Source organism: Gottfriedia acidiceleris (genome assembly GCF_004138285.1).
GTDB lineage: Bacteria > Bacillota > Bacilli > Bacillales > Bacillaceae_G > Gottfriedia > Gottfriedia acidiceleris_A.
Window position 1 is genome coordinate 392,557 of record NZ_SCFN01000001.1, and the last position, 22,516, is coordinate 415,072.

Below are 22,516 nucleotides of genomic sequence, written 5' to 3' on the forward strand. Positions count from 1 at the left end.
TGTCTTAAAAGGTTATCGACTACTAGCTTTTTATTCGCCCATTTATAGACTAATAGATTGGAAGAGGGGAACAACTTGAAAAACAGTAAGGTATTGCCGTACAAAGTATTAACAACTGTAGGTCTTGCAGCATTGCTCATATCATCAACAGCTTTTGCAGAAAGTCCAGCGGGATTTAGCGCAAATGATAATTCGATTGACCACTCATCAATTAGAGAGCGAGCAGAATTTTTTAAAAGTGGATTTTCGAATGAAGAAAATCAAAATACCGATAACGATCAAAATGGTCTTTCTAATTTATATGGTGAAAATAGTAATAAAATGGAAAATCAGTTTAAGCCAAATGATAAAGTTCGAATCATTGTTGAAGTTGATAGTTCAGTAGATTCATCTACTTCTGAAACAGCAAAAGAAAATAAATTTAAGGAAAATCAAGATGGAGTGATTGATAAAATCAAAAAATCAAAAGATCTTGATTTAAAAGTGAAGCACCGTTTCTTTAAAGGCCTTAATGGATTTAGTACTGAAACTGAATATAAAAATCTAAAAGATATTCAATCTACAAAAGGTGTAGTACATGTTCATATTGCTAGAGAATTCGAACCTTCTATGGCGGCTAGTAAAGAATTAGTACAAGCTCAAAAGGTTTGGGAATCATACGGATATCAAGGTGAGGGTCTTGTCGTAGGTGTAGTTGATTCAGGTGTTGATTGGTTACATAAGGATATGACAATAACCGACAAAGGTAAACAGCAAGAAAAATTGACAAAAAATAATATTCAAGGAAAACTTGATGGTACTGATGTAAATGAAATATGGTATAGCGACAAAGTCCCTACTGGCTATGACTGGGCAGATAATGATACAGATGTTGTCCCTCATGGATTATATGGAAGTCCTCATGGTACACACGTTGCAGGTACAGTTGGTGCAAATGGGGATGAAGCGACTGATGGTGTAAAGGGAATTGCTCCAGGTGTTCAGCTACTAGCAGAAAAGGTTTTTTCTGATAATGGTGGTGGGGCTTACGAGGATGATATTATTGCAGGTATACAGCACGCAGTAACGATGGGTGCAGATGTTATTAATATGAGCTTAGGAGTCGACTCAGGATATGTTGGAGAGGACTATGATCCAATCCAAAAAGCTATTAGAGAGGCAACTGAAGAGGGGACCTTAGTTGTTGTTGCGGGAGGTAATTCTTCTTATAGTACAAATAATATTAAACTTTCAAGGTCGTTGAAGCCATATGCAGATAATCCAGATATTGGTACAGTAGGCGCACCAGGGGTAAGCCCATTTGCTTTATCGGTAGCATCATATGAAAATTCGAAAATACATATGAATAGCTTAAAATCTACAACTGGTGATATTCTTCCATATAAAGATCAAGCTGGTAAAAAGCTTTCTGATGTATTAACTTCAGGGAAGAATTATGATTTAGTTTATGTAGGAGCAGGTAGAGCGGCAGATTATGCGAATAAAAATGTCGAAGGTAAAATCGTTGTAATGAAACCAGATAGTGAAACTGGATATTCTGCAAATGTTGTTTTCCAAAATGAAGCTCAGAAAAGAAAAGCAGTAGCAATCCTGCAAGTACCAGGTGCTAAAATGCCGGATTATCCTGCTATGGATTTCTCTCCTTATTACCTAACAGCTATGACGACAAGTAAAGCGGTTGGAAATGATTTAATTGCAAAACTGACAAGCGGACAAAATGTAAGTATGCAAATGTCGTCTATTGGTACTTATGTTGATAATGCAACTAAAGATAATATGTCATTTTTTTCATCTTATGGTACTCCGTCTACATTAGAGTTTAAACCTGAAATTTCAGCTCCAGGTGGTAGTATTTATTCTACATTACCAGGTAACAAATACGGCGTTTTTAGTGGTACATCAATGGCAACACCACATGTAGCAGGTGGTTCTGCATTAGTACTACAATCACTTTATCAAAAAGGAAACGCCCATTCAGAAGATACAGCTTTAAAAACAAAACTTGCCTTAATGAATACATCGAAAGTAATCATGGATCCGTCTACGGATTATACAATACCATATTCTCCTCGTAGACAAGGCTCTGGTTTAATGCAAATTGAAAATGCAATTAAAACGCCTGCAATTCTAAGAAGAACGAATGTACCACTTGAAGAAGCAGGTGCAGTAGCATTAAAAGAAATTAAAAATAAAAATTTCGTAACGTTCAATTTAAGTTTAGAATCATTAGAAGCTAATAAAACTAGTAATAAAAATGATTTAGAGTATTCAGTTTATGTAGATCTTTTAACTGATGGCACAGAAAACAAATCTTTTGACTATAACAAAGATGGAGTTGCAGATGAATCACACGACTATTTAACATTAAAGAGTAAGCGTGTGGAAGGAGCAAAAATCGTTGTAAATAATCAAACAGTTACTGCGTCTAATGGTGCGGTTGTATCTGTAAAACCAGGACAAAAGAGAGAAATTGAGGTCCAAATTAGTCTACCATCAGAAATGAAGGATAAACAATTTTTAGAAGGCTTTGTGCGCCTTGTTCCAACTGGTGTGAATAAGGATCAAGCAGTTCCGTTAACTGTTCCTTACATGGGCTTTTTCGGTGATTGGACTGAGCCAAATAACTTGGATCCAGTTGCTTGGAGTGATAAGGCATTCTTAGGCTATACTGCTCTTTGGGATGATATGAGCGACTATCCAATGGGATACAATCAAAAGACAGGAAAATTTAATATGAATGAATCAACTATTTCTCCAAACACAATTGCACCAGGTGTTTTCTCATCATTTACTGCATTACGTAATTTAAAAGAAACGGAAATGTATGTTGAAGATGCAGAGGGGAATAAAGTGAAATGGTTAGGTAACTGGAGTGAGTACACGCCAGACGGTACACCATATAAATTTAGAAAAAATATGATGTTCAACGGTGACTTCTTCTATCGATTTGATGAATTTGATGCACCAAATTATACATGGAATGAAAGAAATGAAAAAGGTGAAATTGTTCCAGATGGTACGTATTATTACGTGATTAAGACAACAATGGACTATCCAACTGCAAAGCCACAATATGTAAAACTACCAGTAAAAGTAGATTCAACCCTAGTGAAAATTTCTAATATTCAATACAAACCAACCACTAATGGAAAATTTGAAGTAACTTGGGATGCTGTTGATAGTGAAAATGGTAGTGGCTATAACAATGCAGTTGTTTATGTAAACGGCCAATACTTTGAAGCAAAAAATGGTTCAAAATCAATTATTGTTTCTAATGAGCCAAAAAGTATAGTGGTACAAGCTTATGATAAAGCTGGAAATATTAGCTATTCTTTATGGGGAGATCCATCATACATTAAAGAAAGTATGATGCTAATCACTTTCAGTGTTTCGGGTACAAATGTAAATGAAACTACTCCAGCAAGAATAGTAAGTTTTGCTAATAACCGCGTTAATTGGAAACTAATTATGAAAGATGCAAATGGAAATCTAATTGATACATTTGATGTGGAAAATGAGCATTCATTACGTGTAAGCTTTTTACCTGATTCAGATATTCCAGATGGTACGTATTATGTTTCAGCAGAGGTTACATCTTTAGATGGATTCAAAGTTACTACGAAACCTAAGTCGTTTACAGTGAAACATTAATTTGCAAGCATTTATATTTTTGAAAACCAAGGATTATTCCTTGGTTTTTTTATTTTCGCAAATTCGATATCTCATACACTAAATCTAGTTTTATCTAACAAATAATTTATGTATGTGATCAATTATATTAATCAAGTAATTTTTCATTTCTTCTATATTTAATATTGTTAGACTCTTGTATTTTGGTAATGGTTTTTCAAGATAAAATGATACTCTCCGTTACTAGATTCCCCCAATATATATGTCGAAAATTTCTGAAAATTTACACTTGATTAAAAGATCTTTTTTTATTTTTCATTTAAATCTATCGAAAATAGACTTTAAATTTAAATTTTGAACTGTTGGGGATGAAACGCTGGACACCTTCTTGCGTGCAATTCCCCCAATATACTTTAAGAATATCTTTAGCTATAATTCTAATTGATTATTCTGAAAATTAAAATTAAGAGTATTTGGAGGTTATAAGATGAAAAAGATGAGGGGAAAGTTTTTTCAAGCTACAGCCGTATTTGCTCTAGCTAGCAGTAGTATTCTCGGGTATTCAGTTGTTAAAGAGAGGCCAGCGTATGCAAGTTCAAATGAAGCTGAGAATATACTTCGAACGCTTTCAGATGAACAACGAGCGGCTTTGCAGCGATTAGATTCTTCAGAGATAAAGACTGGCTTACGATTAGACGAGGATATCGATTTATCTAGTGATGAAGAGGTAACGGTAATTGTTGAGTTCAAAGAACTTCCAGCTAAAGTGGCACAATTAGAAAAAGCGACAAAAGGAGAATCGATTTCGTTTGAAAAAGCGAAGGATAATGTAGAAAAGTCACATACTCAGTTTAAAAAGGAGTTACAAGAAAAACTAGGTTCAAAAGAGAAATCGAGTAAAGAGAACTTTCATATTAAATATACATATCAAAATGCATTTAATGGTGTGACAATGTCTCTTCCTGCAAATCAAATTAAGAAATTAATTGATTTTGATATGGTCAAGGCTGTTTATAGTGATACAACAATCCAAATAAAACCTCCAAAAGAAGAGGTAGAAGAACAAAAGCAAACAAAAGTTGATAGTATACCATTTTTAAAAATTGATCAATTACATAAGGAAGGCTATACCGGAGAAAATATAAAAATTGGCGTAATCGACACGGGTATTGATTATAATCATCCTGATTTAAAAGATGCATATAAAGGTGGTTTCGATTTTGTAGATAACGATAATGACCCTATGGAAACTACATATGCTCAGTGGAAAGCATCCAAAAAATCAGAATTTGTAAATGGCAGTTCGTATTATACGGAACATGGTACACATGTTTCTGGTACAATTGCGGGTCAAGCAAAAAATAACTCTGATTATAGGGTAACGGGCGTGGCACCTGATGCGGATTTATATGTATACCGTGTACTAGGTCCATATGGTTCAGGTTCAAATTCAGCCGTTATTGCTGGAATTGATCGATCTGTAGCAGATGGAATGAATGTAATAAACCTTTCGTTAGGCGCAACATTAAACAATCCTTTAGAAGCGACAAGCTTAGCGGTCGATAATGCCGTATTAAGTGGAGTTACTGCTGTCGTTGCAGCAGGAAACGCTGGAGAAAGTGGGATGTACACATTAGGCTCACCAGGTGCAGCAGCTCTTGCATTAACGGTTGGAGCGAGTTCCACGGCAACAAAGGTAACTACATTTACGAGTAAATTTGTGTCAAATGGTAATGACAGTGAAAGCACTTTACAATTGATGACAAAAAAATGGACAGATGATTTTAGTAGTTTGTCTGGAAAAACATTCGATATCGTTAATGTAGGTGAAGGTGGAGCAACGGATTACACTGGAAAGAACGTTCAAAATAAAATTGCATTTGTCGCTCGTGGTACGTATGCTTTGGTTGATAAAATGAAATACGCAAAACAAAATGGAGCAGTTGGAGTGATTATTTACAACAACAATGCTACTGAAGGACAAATCCCTTATTATTTGGGAGAAAGCAATGATAATATTCCAGTATTTTCAATGACAAATAAAGACGGATTAGCTGTCAATAACTTATTTGCTAATGGAACACCGACAGTTACGTTAGGAACAATAGGACAGGCTGAAATTCCTGGGGATGAACTAGCGAGCTTTAGCTCAAGAGGGCCATCTGGAACATTATATGATATCAAACCAGAAATTACAGCACCAGGTGTAGATGTACTATCAACGGTGCCTTCGTATATTAGTAACAAAAACGACGTAACTGATTATTCCTCTGCCTACTTAAGAATGTCCGGGACATCGATGGCAACTCCTCACGTTGCTGGTATTGCAGCATTACTTTTACAGGCACACCCAGATTATACTCCAGAAGATATTAAAACAGTTTTAATGAATACAGCGGATCCTCTAAGAGGTCAAAATAGTGTGTTTGAAGTGGGGGCAGGAAGAGTAGATCCTTACGAAGCAATTTATTCACGTACCGAGTTAGCAGTTCAAGATGAAACACCATATATAAAAAATAACCAAATGGAGATCATCAACGAACAAACAGGTGGCCTTAGCTATGGTTTTATTCCAATCGATCAAAACGACATCACAAAATCTACGAATCTAGTCATCACGAATCATACTGAAAAAATGCAAAAATATACAATTTCGGTTGAGTATAATGTTGGAGCACGTGGATCCTTAGATGCCTTGGAAAATGGTGTAAAAGTCACATTGCCTGAAGAGCTTAAAATGAAAAAGAATAGTCAGGAAACAATTCCTGCGTCACTTTTCATTCCATCTACTGCTAAAAAGGGAACTTATGAAGGCTATATTCATGTAGTGAATGATAAGGACCCAGAAGATAACTATCAAATTCCGTTTGGTTTCCGTCTAGTAGAAGAAGGATTGGAATATTTCAAGGCTCATTCACCAAGCATTTCGACTAATCGTGCAATTAACCCTTATAGTGTAAAGGGCACGGATTTAGATTTTAAACTAAATTCACCAATGAAAACATTAGATTTTATTTTAGTTGATTCGAAAACAAATAAAGATTTAGGTCTAATCGCGTCAATTGATAGTTCTAATGTAGGAATCGATGCTGATTATTACATTCAAAAAGGCTTTATGGGTAGGTATTTTCCATTTACAGGTAATGCTAAAAAGCCAATTGGCTATACGTCTGTTTTAGCAACGAATGGATTATACAAAATGAAAGTGATCGGTACTAATTTGGATGGTAAACAGTTTACAAAGACTGACCAAATATATATTGATAATAGTCGTCCAAGTTTCACGTTAGATGATACAAATGCTCTACCGAAAGGCGATTTACCATTTGTTGAATTAGCACCTGGCCAAAAAACAGTCACATTATCTGGAACTGTTGTCGATAATGAGGCAAAGGAAATGGAAGCTAGTGGTATGAGTGTAACTCAAGCCAATAATAAGGTTTGGTACGGTCCGAACTCTCCGGCTTATAGTATTGCTGTCGATTCTAATGGCAGATTTTCGAAAGAAATATCAGTGGATTCTTCAAATGCAGTCAACATGCTTCAATTTACTGGAGCGGACAGAGCTGGTAACTCAATGAATCCGAAAGTAATCTATTATATGAAATCAGGTACACAATACATTTACGCGAAACCTAATAAAGAATCCTTTACAATGGGAGATCAATTAACGTACACATTTTATTCCCATGGTTTACAAAATGCAAAAGATTTAACGATTAAATTTGACTATACATCAAGATTCTTTAATTCAGTCGTATTTAATAAAAATATCGCTTTATCCGATGATACAGAGTTTACAGCTACATCAACTGGAACTACAAGCAAAACGAATACAATTAACATAAAAGCACCAGGAAACGGACTAACTGGCGACCTACCGTTATTTGATATGAAAGTAGAAACAAACGCAAATGAATTTGTAAATGTAAATACGTTCTTTTTCTATGTCACTTCATCTACTTATAAAGATATTAGCGGTAAAACAATAAGCCCATATACTCAATTCGGATTAATTCCAAGCTATCCAGCTTATTCAACCGCAACAGCAAAGATCAATCCGGCAGGTTTATTAAATGCAAATGGAAGTTTTAATTTTGCCATCGACTACACTACCATTGGTGCACAAGCTAAAGCAAAAGACTTCAAAGGTCAACTATACAATGGTGAAATTCAAAAAAATGGAAACATCGTATTTAGTAATCTACCAATTACTGAACAAGTATATACCGTCATCATCGATGTTCCGGGTCATTTTACGACTTACACACCGATGGAAGTTGGAAGAAAAGATTGGGATATTAATATAGGAGAGAGTATTTCCTATCCTACAGTAAGAGAGAATGCAGGGGATCTAAATAAAGATAATGTAATCGATATTTATGATGTGATTTTTCTAGAACAATATTGGGGTACGAATAACCGAAATACTGATATAAACTTTGATGGTAAAGTTGATGCATTGGACTTCAAATTGCTTGAAGCAAATTATTTAAAAGAAAACGATTATGTATTGGATACTCCTACTGCTGTAAAGGAGTTTAATGGAAAAACGATTGAGTCTGTGAAGAAGAGTCTTGGGATTAATTAGAATTGGAGTTTAATTAGAGGATAATAGTTTAATAATATGATTAAAGCCAGGGGAGATTCCTTGGCTTTTTTTGTTTCTATGAGTATTGAACCTATGAAAACTCTCACCAAGTTTAACAAGTAATCGATCCTTTCATATTTTTGCCAAGAATCAAACCTCTCTAATAGAACTAATTTCCTGTTTTTCTTACAAAATTTTAATGTAAATTTTAAAAATAGTTAATAATTTACCATATTCCCCCAATAAATTATTTGCTAATTTGTCTATTTAATTGAAGCAAACATAATCTAACAACTTTAATTTTAAGGGATTACTAAATTCAGAGAAAGTTTAGTAAAAATGTCATATTTAAATGGTTTATAAATACATGAAAATCCCCCAATTTACTAATCGATAAGTTATTAGTAGAATCTGAAATGTGTTAATTTCCATTTTATTCAAAGTAGAAAGAGCGTAAGTATTAGAATTTTTGGTAGTACTACGAACTAGCAAAAAATTCACTTGTACAAATGTACATAGTGGAATATTCCATTTTTAGAGGAGGAAGTAAATTGAAAAAGCAAGTTACAACAGCGGTTTTAGCTACAGCTTTGGTTGCTGAATTGATTGCTCCAGCAGCAAAAAACACTCCAGTTGTGCAAGCAAGTAGCCAATCCCAAATCGACCAAGTGCTACAATCATTAACGGCAGAACAAAGAAGAGCCATTCAAGATTTGTCACAAACATCCACAGAAGGTCTTCAGTTAGCGCCTGAAACGGATTTAACAAGTGAAGAAGAGATTTCTGTCATCATAGAGTTTAAGAACAAACCTGCTAAAACAGCTAGTTTAATAGAAAAATCAAATGGTGGAGAACTAGCTTTAGAGGATGCAGAGAAATTGGTGGAAAATGACCATGCAGTCTTTAAGGAAGACTTAAGTAGACTAGGGATTAGAGGGAAAATCTCGAGATCATATAAACAGGTGTATAATGGGGTTGCTATGACTCTGCCTGCGAACGAAGTGAAGAATTTATTGAAATCGAAAGCGGTAAAAAATGTTTGGGAAAATCAAGTGGTTCAATTAGATGATCCTTCTAATTCAGAAGCTCAGGGGACAGCAGAAACATCTGCTTATACAGGAAGTGATCCTCATGAAACTATGGGGGTGGACAAACTTCAGAAAGAAGGAATAACAGGAAAAGGAATTAAAATCGGAGTAATAGATTCGGGAATCGACTATAATCACCCAGATTTAAAGGATGCGTTCAAAGGTGGATACGATTTTGTAGATAATGATGACGATCCGATGGAAACGACGTATGATGATTGGCTAAAGTCAGGTATGCCTGCAAACAATGGCCGCACTTATTGGACGGACCATGGAACGCATGTATCTGGGATTATAGCTGGTCGTCAGAAAAATAACTCGGTATATGCTATGAAAGGAGTAGCGCCAGATGCCGACTTATATGTGTATCGTGCGCTAGGACCTTATGGAAGTGGAACGGAAGAAAATATCATCGCAGGAATCGAGCAATCCGTAAAAGATAAAATGGATGTCATCAATCTTTCGCTTGGAAATAGTATTAACAGTCCTTTTGAGCCATCTGCTGTTGCAATCAATAATGCGGTTTTAGATGGTGTCACAGCAGTGTTAGCTGCCGGGAATAATGGGCCAGCTTTCTATACTGTCGGTTCACCTGCGGCTTCTCCATTGGCCATCACTGTAGGATCGACTAATACACAGGTATCTCTTCCTGGTTTTATGGGAACATTCAATTCTGCTACCAAACAAGTAACAGTTGAAACTCGCTATTGCACAACGGGATTTGGAATTGAATCAAGATTGCTTAAAGGTCAAACGATTGAAGTGGTAGATGCTAATACAGGAAAAGAATCTGATTACGATAGTATTAATGTCAAAGATAAAATTGCTCTTATCTCAACAGGTGATTTAACAATTACTCAAAAAGTGGCCATTGCAAAGGCAAAAGGTGCTAAGGCTGTACTCATTTATGATAAGTGGGGACCAGGTTATATATCGGATACGCTACAAGAGCTTCCAGGATTTATTCCGACTCAAATTATCACGACAGAGCAAGGGAAAGCAATGAAAGAGTTATTAAAAACAGGACCGGTTACATTTACATTCAATGAAATAAAAGAAAAGGTAACGGCGTTAGATGATACTTTATCCTTCTTCAGTTCACGCGGACCTGCACGAAGTACATATGATATTAAGCCGGAGATTGTTGCACCAGGTGCTTCAATTATGTCAACTGTATCTGGTCATTATCGAACGGATTATCCTGGGAATTATAACTATGCATACGACAAGTTTTCTGGAACATCCATGGCATCGCCACAAGTGGCTGGTGTAGCAGCATTATTACTTCAAGCTAATCCAAAGCTTTCACCGGGAGAAATAAAAAGCAGCCTAATGAATACGGCAGACTCAATTCAATCCAAGGATAGCGTTTATGAAGTTGGTGCAGGACGAGTAGATGCATATGAAGCAGTTCATGCTGTCTCATCCTTCAATGTTGCAGATGATACCCTGACATTATTTAAAAATGAAAAAGAAAAAACGATTAAGGAAATTACAGGCTCACTCAGCTTTGGAACTGTTTTTGCATCAGATAATGATCTCGAAGAATCGAAAGAAATAGACATTCAAAATAGAAGTAATGAAGATCAGCAGTATGATATCAAAGTGAACTATCAAGCTGTTAAAGGTTCTCTTAGCGCTGTTGACAATGGTGTTGCTTTGGAAACGGCTTCTTCTGTAACTGTAAAGGCTGGAGGGAAAGAAACACTATCTACTAAGATTAAAATACCTTCAACTGCTAATAATGGCACATACGAAGGATATGTCACATTTGTTAATAAAGCAAATTCGGAAGATACTTATCAAATTCCGTTTGCAATTCGAAAAAAGAAGTATGGTATCGCTTCTGTCAATATGACATCTTCATTAACCACAATCCAAGAAAACGGGATAACTAGAGCTGCTAATTCTATACAAGGTTCATTTATATTGAGCTCTCATATGAAAACGGTTGATTTATTCTTAAAAAATGCTGTAACTGGAGAAGATATGGGGTTTGTCGGCAATTTTGATGGTACATGGATCAATGAAAATCAATCTGTCACAGCTGGTTTTAGTGGAAGCTATTATCCATTGACAAACGATAAAGAAAATCCGGTTTCGTATGAATCACAAATGGCTGAGCCAGGTTCTTATCAATTAAAATTTGTTTTTACAGACGATCAAGGTAATGAAACAACAATTGAGAAACCTTTCATTATTGATAATGAAACGCCAACAATCGAAACAGAGATGGATCCTGGAATTGTCGAAATGGACCCAGCTTCAACTGTCATTTCAGTCAAGGGTAAGATTCATGATAAACAAATTGATGATCTGGTTGCATTAGGAGTACAGGCGAAGCAAGGAAATAACATTTTAAACTATCGCTATAACAATAATCCTTTTGGACAACAATACGCAGTTGATGAAATGGGCAACTTCAATTACACTACAAACTTCTCAAGCGGTCAAAAGGTTCTGCCAATCAGTTTATATAGTACTGACAAAGCCGGTCTTCCTTCTGTGCAAAAAGAATTCTTTTTTGTTAGAAAGGGGACGAACTATATCTCTACAGTTGCTGATCAAAAAGAAGTTAAAACAGGAGATGTCATCAACTTTATCTCAAAAGCAAACAATAGCACTAGCTGGAAGGAAGCAAAATGGAACTACCAGTTCAATAAAGATTATTTAGCACTAGAGTCAATTCAAGTATCTGATGAACTGAAAGATAAGGTTTCATTAGAAACGACAGAAACAAGTAACGGAATTTCTGTCACTTTAAAGGCTCTACAAGGATCCATTTCTGCAAGTGAAAAGCTTCCATTGCTGAATGTGAAAGCTAAAGTAAAAGATGATAAATTCATTGATACTTATTTAGCATTGGCGGTGACAAGCCCAACTTATACAGATGCGAATGGTATAAAAACACAACCGGCTGTTGCACATCCGTCTGTAAGAGTATGGCCGAAATATTCAAAACTTCAAGGAGATATGAATGGTGAAGCTGTTTATTTCAGAGATGGCTATGGCCAGTTGAAAACTACTTATGTCAACTATTTTGCACTAGGTGCGACAATTAAAGTGAAGGACGAAAACGGCAACAACTATGAGGGCAAAGTAATAAATGACGCTAAATTCATTGTAGAAGGATTACCTACAGACCGTAAACCTCTAACATTTTTGTTCGATGTACCAGGTCACTTTACAATTCAAAAAACGTTCACGATCGGTCGTGAAGGAGCTATTGGAGAACTACAAAAACTTAACTTCAAAGCTGCTTTAGCCGGTGACATAAATAAAGACAACTTGATTGATATTGATGACGCAGTTTACCTGAAAGATCACTGGAAGTCATCCGATCGCAAAGCTGATCTCAACTTTGACGGAATAGTAGATATGAAAGATATGGAATTTATCAAGAAAAATTATTTAGAAAAAAATCCAACGGTGAAGGCAGACAAAACGCCAAAAGAGAATTCACATGGTCAAACGCTTGAGGAAATTATTGGTGGATTAAACTGATTTTAGGATTAGGTAGAAATATTAATCTAACCTAATTGCGAAACAATAAGGCTTACTGCAAAAAAAAAAAAATTCCCCTATTTAGTGCACTTGAAAAAGTTCACTATAGGGGATTTTTTTTATATAATGAGAAATTTAATTACGGGTGAAAAAACAAGAATTTATTATAATCCTGATGCTTAACGCTTTTTTCAAAAAGAAAAGTAATAAAAATGGAGTTGTTTTTTGACAAGGTTCATTTTTATTTTCACCATTAACACAAGTCTAAAGACCTATTAATGTATAGTATATTTTTACTGTTTGTCTATCTTTGATATGACTAATAAATAATATTTTATGAAAATCGTCAAAATTCCCCCAAGTAAAAACCTTATAAATAATGATAATTTCGACAGTATTTACTATATTTCCTGTATTCCCTACATTTCCCGCATTTTCCCAAAAATGAAATTCCTTATTAATAGAATATGATAAATTTTAGAATATTTAATCTTTGGATAAAAAGTGTAACATTTCATGTAAAATCCCCCAATTTACTATTTTCAAAGATGTATGTAATTTAGTAGAAGGTACTAATTTTCGAAATATTTTTAAAATAAGAGGAGAGATAAAAGACAATGAAGAAAAAGCTTGTTAAAAAAGCGACAACCCTAGCTTTAGGGGTAGGGTTAGTTTCTAGCAGTCTATCAAATCCATACATAAGTTTCCCAGCCAAAGCACATGCTGAAACTATTTCAAATTCTGAACAAATCTTGGCTTCTCTGACTAAAGAGCAGCGAGACGCATTTGCAAACATTCAATTTACAGACAAACATGGGCTGCAAGGATTTAATGACGAAGACTTAAAGGGAGATGAAGAAATCCCTGTAATTGTTGAGTTTAAGACCATGCCTGAGAAAGTTGCTGTTTTGGATGCTGCTATTAAAGGAAAGAACCTGACAGCCGAACAAGCGAAAAACAAGATTGACCATGAGCATGCTACTTTTAGCGATGATTTAACTAGAATTATGCCATCCACTGTAGAAAAAAGCGGCAAAAGGTCTTATGAAATAACACGTTCATTTAAGTCAGCTTTCAATGGTGTTACTATGACTCTACCAGCGAACGAAGTAGAGATACTTCTTCAATCAGACTCTGTTAAAGCCGTTTATAAAAATACTACATTTAGTATCGAACCGCCAATCAGCTCAGATTCTAGTGTTGAAGAATCTACTAAACGAATAGAAAGTATTCCATTTCTAGGTGTAGACAAGTTACATAAGGAAGGAATTACAGGAAAAGGCGTGAAGGTCGGTGTCATCGATACAGGTATTGATTATCATCATCCTGATTTAAAAGATGCCTTTAAAGGTGGATATGATTTTGTGGATAACGATTCTGATCCAATGGAAACGTCATATGATGATTGGAAAAAGTCTGGGAAACCAGAGTCTAACGAAGGTGGGTCAACCTATTATACCGATCATGGCACCCATGTATCCGGTACGATTGCAGGTCGAGCAAAAAATACGAGCGGTGTAGCTGTAGAGGGAATTGCTCCTGATGCTGATCTTTATGGATATCGTGTTATGGGACCATATGGACAGGGCCAAGTGCAAGATATCTTGGCAGGAATTGATCGAGCAGTTAAGGACGGAATGGATGTGATCAATCTATCGTTAGGGATTGATGTAAATGATCCTAATTATCCTACGAGTATGGCAGTTAATTATGCTGTACTTAGTGGTGTAACGACAGTTGTTTCGGCAGGTAACAGTGGCTCTAATTCATATACACTTGGTTCGCCTGGTGCTGCTGCATTGGCATTGACAGTTGGGGCAAGCAGTACACCGATCCCTGTAGCAAAATATACAGGAACACTAGATGGTGTTTCAAACAAAACGTTTGATTTAAGCGAACTCTATTCAAACTTTACTTCAAATCTTAAATCATTTGAAAAGCAGTCTTTAGAAATTGTTGATTTAGGTGTAGGGACTGCATCAGATTACACGAATAAAGATGTTAATGGGAAAATTGTCTTAGTTAACACGGGAGGTATTGGAACGCAAACAAAAGTTGTTTATGCAAAAGAACATGGAGCGGTTGCAGTATTAAACTACAATAACACACCAGGTGCTGCTCCTACAAACTTTGTAAGAGAAGATCAAAATTTTATTCCTACATTTACAATGACTAATGAACAAGGTATGGATTTAAAAACACAACTGGCTGCAGGCTATAAAAAAATGACTTTCGGAGATTTTAAAGAAGTTTCCAGAGGAGGAGACGAGCTAGCTTGGTTCAGTTCTCGTGGACCTTCACGTACTAATTATGATATAAAACCGGAAATCACTGCACCAGGAGTAAGTGTCTTATCAAGCGTTCCAGCTTACAGCATTTATAAAAATGATCCATCAAATTATCAATTTGCTTATAATCGCATGTCCGGTACATCAATGGCTGCTCCTCATGTAACTGGAATTTCTGCTTTGTTACTACAGGTAATGCCTAATCTTCAACCAAGTGATATCAAGACGATTTTGATGAATACAGCTAAACCATTATCAGGCAAGAATAGTGTATTTGACGTTGGAGCAGGTCGTGTCGATCCATATCGTGCCGTCCATACAGGAATGGAACTTCAAGTTCAAGATGAAACTCCAGTTAACGTCAATAATGAAAACTACGTAATAAAAGATGATACAGGCGGACTTAGTTTCGGTAATCATTATGCAAACGAAGAGACTTATATTAAAAAGACTGTAAATATGACAAATCTAGAAGATAAAATGAAAAAATTTGATGTAGATGTTCAATTTCAAACAGATGTCAATGGATCACTAGATGCTAAATCTAATGGAGTGACGTTAGATATACCAAAAGTTATCCCTGTTCAATCCTTAAAAACAAAAAAGGTGCCAGTTACAATATTAGTTCCAGCAACTGCCAAAGCAGGCATTTATGAAGGCTATGTAACCTTAACAAATCAAGCTGACAAAAACGAACAATATCGAATTCCGTTTAGCGTTAGAACAATGGAAGAAGGAATTGAATCTACTTCCCTTTCTACAACTGCAATTGCACCTTACCATTTACAAGTGCTCCCATTTAGTGCTTCTACTTGGAATCAAAGATTGACTTTTAGATTAAAATCACCTATGAAATGGCTTGATGTAGTATTGCAAGATGGACAAACTGGGAAGGATCTTGGGTTAATCGAGACGATTTATACAGATGGATTATATGATAGTACGAATTATTATGTTGAAAGGATATTTGAAGGTAAATACAATGCGTTTACTGGAAATCCAGAAAACCCAATCTCCTCTCAACAAAGTTATGTAAAACCTGGATATTACAAAATTAAAGTTATTGGTACAAGTGAACGTGATCATACTTTTACAACGTATAATGATGTGTATGTTGATACCAACTTACCAACGATGACAACATCTTTAGATGGAAATGAATCACCAGTCTATGAGTATCAGCCAGGACAAAAAACGTTTCCTCTTCAAGTAAAGGTTACAGATGAAGAAGTAGGAAAAATGGTAGCATCCGGAATCGATGTAAAACAGTCGATCAACTCAGTCAATTATGCTATTAACGGAAGCACAAAGCCAGTCCTTCCTGTTGGCTCAGATGGCACAATCAATTTTGATGTACCGATAACTGAAACGATCGCAATGAATAAATTTACAGTAAGCGGATTTGACGGAGCGAAAAATCAGACTCCAAAGAAAAATTTCTACTTTGTTAAAGCAGGTACTCCGTACGGATATATGAAGTCTGATAAAACAAACGTAAAAATGGGAGATACAGTAAATGCTACTCTCGTACTAAATAACGTAGATAAATTAAAATCAGCAGAATGGACTCTAACTAACATCGGCAATAACTTTGAAATTGTCGACGCAAAAGCGAATAATGCTCTTGCGAATTACGGTACATCCGTGGTGAGTGTTGAAACGACTGGCAACACTTCCAAAGTGAAGCTAACTATGGATGGCACACAAACAGTGAGTGGAAATACTCCTGCAATCAATCTGACATTGAAAGTGAAAGATACAGCAGCATTTATAGTAAGTGCAGCAGTAAATCCAACGATAACTTACACGAATGAGCTAGGTAATAAAATAACCCTCTCTTCTGCGGGAATAGAATGGCAAGTTCAGTCAACTTTCTCAGAACTATCTGGCTCAATAAGAGGATATGCCGTATTACTCAAAGATTACACTAAACTTGGTGCATCTCTTCGATTAATCGATGCGAATGGCACTGTATATGATGGTACATCAACCATTGGTAGAAACGGAGATTACCGTATTTCCAAACTGCCAATTACGGATAAACCATTCACTTGGGAAATGAAATTGCCGGGGCATTTTATGATGAAACGCCAAGTTCAAATTGGGGTCGAGAAGAATGGAACCATTTTAGGACAGTCTCGTCTATACTATACTGGTATGGCTGGAACTTTTTATGAGTTTGCAGTTCCTGGCGATGTGAACCAAGATAATGTAATCGATGTTCAGGATGCACTAGCAATCCAAAAGGCTTGGAATACTAATAACAGAGACGCTGATATTAACTTCGACGGAATAGTGGATGCAAAGGATATGAAATTTGTTATCGATAACTATTTAAAACAAAACCGTGATGTGGACAATTCACCGGCACCTATCCAACAAATTGATGGAAAAACACTGCAGGATATTTTGAAAGATTTGCAAATCTAAGCCTAGATATTTATCCGAATAATAGTATAGTTTTAGTTCAACAAAAAAGTAGCTTAAAAGAGCTACTTTTTTCTTTTGAACGTAGATATGTAACAATATTCTTCTTACTAGACTGAAACAATTTAAAATAGCGGAGGTTAGCATCAAATTATTCAATGCTGACCTCCGCTATTTACTTATTAACAAATATTGATATACAGACAAATAATACAAAACTTAAAATAATATATTGATAATTTCGTTTAGTTTTAGGCATTATTATAAAAATAATTAAGTAACTTAAAAAAAATAAATATGTTACAACTACATTCACGATACTATCCATCATAAAACGAGTATTTAACATAAGAAATAAAGACTGCATCCCCGATGATATAGATAGTATTCTATATAAAGTAAAAGCTTTCTGATCCTTTAGAAAAACATTCTCATCCATAATCTTCAATTACTCCATTTTTAGTTTAATCTATCAAAAAAATAAAATTTTTCATTACTATATTTTGAATTGATTAGAAAACCTTATCTATCAAATCGATCCCCTCTTTATGTACTATAATGTTTTTAATTATAGTAATCTTCGGAATGAATTTAGTGGAATTTTTGTGAAAATTTTAGTAAAACGTTACAAATTTTTACTTTTAAAAGTACCTTTGTGAAGATTAAATAGTTTTTCAATATTTTCATAGAGTTTATTAATATGTATGTTCAATTCTTCCCGTAATAAATTAACTTATATGACAACGGAAAAAGTGATTCCAGAGGCGGCGGAATCACTTTTTCTTAAAATTTTGTAAATGAACTCCTTTGAGTAAGATACTATGACTTATATATTTTTGAAATAATCCATCCTTATATAATTCCAAAAACATTTAGTATTACATCTACAACATCAACGACTTTATTTGGATATTGTTTAATCTTCACAAAACTTTCTTATTTTAGGATAATTTACCAAGTGTTTTAGTTTACTATGAAATTGACTAATTGGTTAAGTCTAAAAGGTTGTAATCTAAATTAAAGGAGGAGTTTTTTTGAAAAAGTTAGTTGGTATTGCTGCTTTGTCTTCACTTTTGCTTTCTAGTTTTGGTCTACATTCTAATGTAAATGCTGCTTATGGTGGAAAAGTTTCTTTAAAAAACACATACGGAACATCTATTTCACAAACTGTAATGTATGGTCGTTCTGGGATTGATGTTAATTCATCAACAAATATTACTTATAAAGGTCAAACATATTCAAATAATACACTAGGTCCTGTAGTTGTTTATGCTACGGCAAGTTTATATAACAACTATGGTACTAAAATTTCATCAGTTAGTAAGGAAGCATCAAGTAGTACTACTGCTACTGCTACTGCTTCTAAGAATTTCACTGTTGCGAAAGGAACCTATACTACAAAAACAAATCATACTGTTGAAGTAATGAATTCTTATGGAAAAATTCCAACTTCAACTTATAGAGGTTCAAGTTCTTATAAGACAACGACTTAATTTATTAGGTAAAAATACAGTGTATAAAAAACACTGTATTTTTTTTAGGAAATTTATGAAAATAGGAGTATTTAAGTTGAATAAAAAATTTTTTTTGATTAAAACAATAGCAATATGTGTTAGTTTATTTTTAATTTATAGCTTGTATATTTATGGAATACGTGAGAATACAAATAATGTAGCTACAATACAATCTGTAAGCATTGAAAAAGAAACACCGCTTCAAACAAATGATAAATCATATGTGGTCCAGTCTATGACCCTGTCACCTAAACAGGGGTTAAACTCAAAGATTATACACAATCCAAAAAACAATGGAATTTTAAATTACTATTTATTAAAGAAGCAGATAAAAGAATTAGATACTCACTTTTTGGTGAACTTTAAAATGGAAAAACCAGAGGATATATATATATTAGGTTTAGTAAGTAATAAATTGCTAAAATTTAATATTGATAATTCTAATGCAAACTATTTTTTATTAAGAAACAATACAAATATTACTGGTAAGTTTGATGTATCTTTGAACATAAAATTTGTAAATAAAATGGACAATGGAGATTTAAGTTTCATAGCTTTGACCAGTTCAGATTTAAAAAATTCTGGATCGTTTATTCATTTTACTACTTTAAGTATAGTCAACAAATCAATAAAAACGAATTTTCCTGATATAAATTTACCAATTGAAAACGAGACATACCTTATCAAAAAATATCCAATTAAAATAGATCGGTTATCTGAAGAGATGGATAAAGTATTTCTATTATCTTCCAAAAATCAATATACATCTAACTTTGACAAAGCTACACAATTAGGAATTAATAACATTTCCAATAATTCAATGGTTTCTATTATTTTATTAAACGAAGAAATGGAAGCTATTTCTAAACCTTTATTGCTAAAAGGTTTAGTGGATAAGAGGGCTAATATTTTTAATTATAAATTTCCTGAAAAAACAAAGGCTCTTCTAGTGATAGAAGAACCTACAGAGTCAAAACTATTGAGTCGATATAATTTTATAATGGGTGAATCTACAGTACCAACAAGTATTGGTATGTTTATTGGTGAATAGATACTAGTTTACTTTTTTCTTTTTTTGATAAAAAGAAAAGTAAACTGCAATAGATAAAATACCACCATAAAAAGCCCAAATTGTTATAGCACTTTGCCACTCTCTTTGCATTAGAAAATAGGCACTTAGTATAACTACTAGAAGAAAACTAATTATTACTGCTGATTTAAACATAATTCAGCTCCTTAAAGTATTTTCTTTAAGCTTATCATATTTCAAAAGGTATATTATGGGAATAATCGAACAATATGTGAAGTTAACGGTAAAATTGAATGCCATAATATAGACGTTACTATAATTCTTCTAAAAAGGAGTTTCTTGAATGACGAAGATACCAGATAATGGAGGAATGGTTATTTTTTCTATTTCATTTAGTCATGAAGTAACTTTTATAAAAATATTCACAAAGATGACAAGGGGTTTTGATAAAATTTACTTTATTAATGCTAAGATAAATAAGTAAACGTTTACTAAAAATACTAGGAGATAATTAAGTTCGAGACATGAATAACAGAGAAATATTATTTATTTTTTTACCAATCTTTTTACTAGTTTTATTATTTACAGGACCTTTAATGTTCAATAAGAAAAGTAAATCATATCTAACTAATGAAGTTATAAGTAAACCGATTTCAAACACATTTCTTCCTATTAATGGGTCATATCAACTTAGAGTAGGAGAAGTTACGCCTCTAAATTTTACCTATATTTATTCAAATGATAAGAAAGATTTGTTTAATGAAATTTATTCAATCAATCTCAGTAATGAAGATTCAATAAGTATTGAAAGTTTTGAAGTAAACGGAAATGCTAAGATTGGAAAGTACCGTGTGAAAACTTTAGGTCTTCATATAATTGGACTATCTAAAGGTAAAACAGAAATAAGGGAATTAACAATACAAACTAATAGTGGATTAAAAAAATATGATGTTGGATCATTAGAAATAAATGTAATTGAAGATACTTCGGATAAGCCTCTAGAAGTAGGGAATTTTTATCCTATAAGAATAGGTGAAGAAAATAATTACATCTGTAGTTTACAAAATAACAGTAACAATAAAATTGTAATAAAAAAATTTGATTCGGAACTAAATGGTGAACAAGTATTAAATATTAAACCATTCGTTATCGATGTAAATAAACAAAAAGATGAAGAAGTTTCCATTAAATTTGATTTTCAAAAATCACCTTATGCAGTCAACGTGATTAGACCATCAATACATTATTCAGTTGTAAACAAACAAAGAGTTTTACTTCCACCACCAACATGGTATGGCTTGGGAATTACAGAAGAACAAATAGAAAAGACTATTGAGTATAATAATTAACTAATATAGTTCAGTGTAAGGTTTTTTACATGAACTCTAGTCAAAATTATTCATGACTCAATCTAGACTTTTCTTCTTAAATCAGCGAAACCGATAAAGATGTCATTAATCAATGATGAAGTTATTTACTTTTACGTTAATTGGAATTTTGTTACAGGATTAAGTGATAACAATCACATAATGAAATTAATTAAAGATAAAATCTATCAATAGATCCCTGCATGCATTCGAATAAAAGTTAGATGGTGACAATTTTTTATATGCAACATAGTTTTAGATGATAGGAAGAATTTGAAGACTGAAGTAGAAACTCTAAAAAATTACACTTTATGGACTATAATGGATAAATTATCCAAATTTGAATATTACTAGGAGGCTGTTATGATTAAATTAATTAAAAACGTAACTATAATAACAATAGCTGCAACGATACTAGGTTCCATTATTCCTATTAAATCCCATTCTAAAGAGATTTCGAAACCAAGTAACGAAAAAACTATTAATCAAGTAAGTACACAATCTAGTTTAACGGCACCGCCTATTATTCAAGGTAGAGCGGTAAATACTAAGTATACTCAGATGCCTATGCCTACAGTTGAAGCATATTCTAATGAAGATGGTACAGGGACAGGATATTTAGATATTTCTTAGGAGCCTATTGAGGGGGTTACAAAGTATCAAATTATATTATTTAACGGTTCTGTACACTCCTACTGGGATGTTCCTGCCGACCAAACAACATGGACAACTAAAGACAAAGGAATGTTTCCTACCACTGAACAAATTGAAGTAGGACAAGTTAATTTTAGAAGAGACGGAAAAGGGATAGATTTTGTAGCTGATCCTTCTATACTTTATAAAAAAGCGTTTGAAATTAATGGCGGACTTAATTACTCGGATAGTTCAGAGTATTATGTAAGGGTAACGGCAGTTCATGAAGATGGTGCAAGTCCTATTTCTTTTGCAGCAAATACAGTAATTCCGTTTTACGATCATAACCAAGAAGACGAAAATGTTGATTTTGATTCAAATAATCTAGATTTTGCTCAAACAAATCGATTACTAAATTTAGGATTTACTGATTCAGAAATCTAA

General features: G+C 33.9%; 11 protein-coding genes. 10 read left to right on the forward strand and 1 reads right to left on the reverse strand.

What is annotated here, in order from left to right:
- Positions 1–75: 75 nt before the first annotated feature.
- The 6 genes from EP747_RS01805 to EP747_RS01830 all read left to right on the forward strand — a co-directional run bounded on the left by EP747_RS01805 (position 76) and on the right by EP747_RS01830 (position 20,093).
- Positions 76–3,651 (forward strand): S8 family serine peptidase, encoded by a 3,576-nt coding sequence (locus tag EP747_RS01805; protein WP_129688261.1) that lies wholly within the window; start codon positions 76–78, stop codon positions 3,649–3,651.
- A 466-nt stretch (positions 3,652–4,117) separates the two neighbouring features.
- Positions 4,118–8,221 (forward strand): S8 family serine peptidase, encoded by a 4,104-nt coding sequence (locus EP747_RS25165; protein ID WP_129688262.1) that lies wholly within the window; start codon positions 4,118–4,120, stop codon positions 8,219–8,221.
- A gap of 551 nt (positions 8,222–8,772) precedes the next feature.
- A complete protein-coding gene (locus EP747_RS25170) occupies positions 8,773–12,813 on the forward strand; it encodes a S8 family serine peptidase (protein ID WP_165346788.1) in 4,041 nt (1,346 codons plus the stop codon).
- Positions 12,814–13,430: 617 nt separating this feature from the next.
- Entirely contained in the window at positions 13,431–17,531 is a 4,101-nt protein-coding gene (locus tag EP747_RS01820; RefSeq protein WP_129688264.1) for a S8 family serine peptidase, read from the forward strand.
- A gap of 1,031 nt (positions 17,532–18,562) precedes the next feature.
- Positions 18,563–19,021: a hypothetical protein gene (locus tag EP747_RS01825; RefSeq protein ID WP_129688265.1), complete on the forward strand. Its 459-nt coding sequence runs from the start codon at positions 18,563–18,565 to the stop codon at positions 19,019–19,021.
- Between the two features lie 76 nt (positions 19,022–19,097).
- On the forward strand, positions 19,098–20,093 hold the full coding sequence (locus EP747_RS01830; RefSeq protein WP_129688266.1) for a hypothetical protein: 996 nt from the start codon (positions 19,098–19,100) through the stop codon (positions 20,091–20,093).
- Positions 20,094–20,096: 3 nt separating this feature from the next.
- Here EP747_RS01830 and EP747_RS24110 read toward each other — a convergent pair whose 3' ends face one another.
- A complete protein-coding gene (locus tag EP747_RS24110) occupies positions 20,097–20,267 on the reverse strand; it encodes a hypothetical protein (RefSeq protein ID WP_165346790.1) in 171 nt (56 codons plus the stop codon).
- 148 nt (positions 20,268–20,415) lie between these two features.
- On the opposite strand from EP747_RS24110, the gene EP747_RS24115 reads away from it, so the two are divergent.
- The 4 genes from EP747_RS24115 to EP747_RS01845 all read left to right on the forward strand — a co-directional run bounded on the left by EP747_RS24115 (position 20,416) and on the right by EP747_RS01845 (position 22,516).
- On the forward strand, positions 20,416–20,556 hold the full coding sequence (locus EP747_RS24115; protein WP_165346792.1) for a hypothetical protein: 141 nt from the start codon (positions 20,416–20,418) through the stop codon (positions 20,554–20,556).
- A 40-nt stretch (positions 20,557–20,596) separates the two neighbouring features.
- Positions 20,597–21,421, forward strand: a complete 825-nt coding sequence (locus EP747_RS01835) for a hypothetical protein (protein WP_129688267.1) — start codon at positions 20,597–20,599, stop codon at positions 21,419–21,421.
- A 381-nt stretch (positions 21,422–21,802) separates the two neighbouring features.
- Positions 21,803–22,072: a hypothetical protein gene (locus tag EP747_RS01840; RefSeq protein WP_129688268.1), complete on the forward strand. Its 270-nt coding sequence runs from the start codon at positions 21,803–21,805 to the stop codon at positions 22,070–22,072.
- Between the two features lie 111 nt (positions 22,073–22,183).
- On the forward strand, positions 22,184–22,516 hold the full coding sequence (locus tag EP747_RS01845) for a hypothetical protein (RefSeq protein ID WP_129688269.1): 333 nt from the start codon (positions 22,184–22,186) through the stop codon (positions 22,514–22,516).

Bases quoted from the DNA above. Each gene is read 5' to 3' on its own strand.
- EP747_RS01845 (WP_129688269.1), top strand. From the start codon at position 22,184: ATGTTTCCTACCACTGAACAAATTGAAGTAGGACAAGTTAATTTTAGA.
- EP747_RS24110 (WP_165346790.1), bottom strand. From the start codon at position 20,267: ATGTTTAAATCAGCAGTAATAATTAGTTTTCTTCTAGTAGTTATACTA.
- EP747_RS01820 (WP_129688264.1), top strand. From the start codon at position 13,431: ATGAAGAAAAAGCTTGTTAAAAAAGCGACAACCCTAGCTTTAGGGGTA.
- EP747_RS01840 (WP_129688268.1), top strand. From the start codon at position 21,803: ATGATTAAATTAATTAAAAACGTAACTATAATAACAATAGCTGCAACG.
- EP747_RS24115 (WP_165346792.1), top strand. From the start codon at position 20,416: ATGACGAAGATACCAGATAATGGAGGAATGGTTATTTTTTCTATTTCA.
- EP747_RS01835 (WP_129688267.1), top strand. From the start codon at position 20,597: ATGAATAACAGAGAAATATTATTTATTTTTTTACCAATCTTTTTACTA.
- EP747_RS25165 (WP_129688262.1), top strand. From the start codon at position 4,118: ATGAAAAAGATGAGGGGAAAGTTTTTTCAAGCTACAGCCGTATTTGCT.